This is a genomic window from Roseicyclus sp. (assembly GCF_052168335.1).
GTDB lineage: Bacteria > Pseudomonadota > Alphaproteobacteria > Rhodobacterales > Rhodobacteraceae > Roseibacterium.
Map to the genome: position 1 here is coordinate 1 of NZ_JBQLZP010000521.1, position 1,085 is coordinate 1,085.

Here is a 1,085-nt window from a genome sequence, read left to right on the forward strand (position 1 = left end):
TTCAGCCGTGTGCTCTTCCGATCTTGGGGCACGGCCCCCCCCCCGTCCCGGATGTCGAGCATCACGGCAACCGCCTCGCCACCGACACGGGCGCGGCCTGGGGGGGGGGGGCCGTCACCGCCGTCGCGATCGAGGGCCGCGAGGCCTGGGTGCTGACGCAGGCCGGGCGGCGCCCCGTGGCGAGGCTCCGCTGATCCCGCCCCGCGACCTCGCGCTCGTGCTCCTCGTGGTGCTCGCCTGGGGGTCCAACTTCACGGCGATGAAATTCGGCCTCGAGGAGGTTCCCCCGCTCCTCTTCGTGGGGCTGCGCTTCGCCATCCTCGTGCCGCTGATCGCCCTGTTCCCGAGGCCCACCGGCTGGCCCGCGATCCTCGCCGTGGGCCTCCTCATCAACACCGGCCAGTTCGCCTTCCTGTTCAGCGCGATGGAGGTCGACGTGAGCGCGGGCCTCGCCTCGCTCATCATCCAGAGCCAGGCGCCGATGACCATCGCCCTCGCCGCCCTGGTCTTCGGCGAGCGCGTGCGCCCCATGCAGGCGGCCGGCATCGCGCTGGCCTGCGCGGGCCTCGCGCTCTTCGGCATCGCCGGGGGCGGGAACGTGACGACGCTCGGCCTCCTCCTCGTGCTCACCGGCGCGCTCTCCTGGGCCTTCGGGAACCTCGTCCTCAGGCGCCTGCCCGGCGTGAACATGACCGCCCTCTTCATCTGGGGCAGCCTCGTGCCGCCCCTGCCGATGCTGGCCCTCTCCTTTGCGCTCGAGGGCCCCGCGCCCTTCGCCACCATCGCCGCGGTCTCGCCCGGCGCCTGGCTCGCCATCGTCTACGTCGCCCTCGCCTCCACCGTTCTCGGCTACTCGCTCTGGGGCACGCTCCTGTCGCGCCACCCGGCGGCGGCGATCACGCCCTTCGCCCTCCTCATTCCCGTGGTGGGGATCAGCACCGCCGCGCTCGTCCTGGGCGAGACCGTGACCCGCGGCGAGGCGGTCGCGGCCCTCGTCGTCCTCGCGGGCCTCGCGCTCGCCATCCTCGGCCAGAGGCGCGGGCGGACCTGAAGGCGTCGCCCCCGGCCGGTGCGCTCGGCGCGGC

2 protein-coding genes are annotated in these 1,085 nt (G+C 74.1%); both read left to right on the plus strand.

Annotation, left to right across the window (positions count from 1 at the left end):
- Positions 1-23: 23 nt before the first annotated feature.
- Entirely contained in the window at positions 24-194 is a 171-nt protein-coding gene (locus ACTS11_RS15830) for a hypothetical protein (RefSeq protein ID WP_442641263.1), read from the plus strand.
- A gap of 23 nt (positions 195-217) precedes the next feature.
- Positions 218-1,051 carry an EamA family transporter gene (locus tag ACTS11_RS15835; protein WP_442641264.1) on the plus strand — a complete coding sequence of 278 codons (834 nt, stop codon included), beginning with the start codon at positions 218-220 and terminating at the stop codon, positions 1,049-1,051.
- Positions 1,052-1,085: the final 34 nt, after the last annotated feature.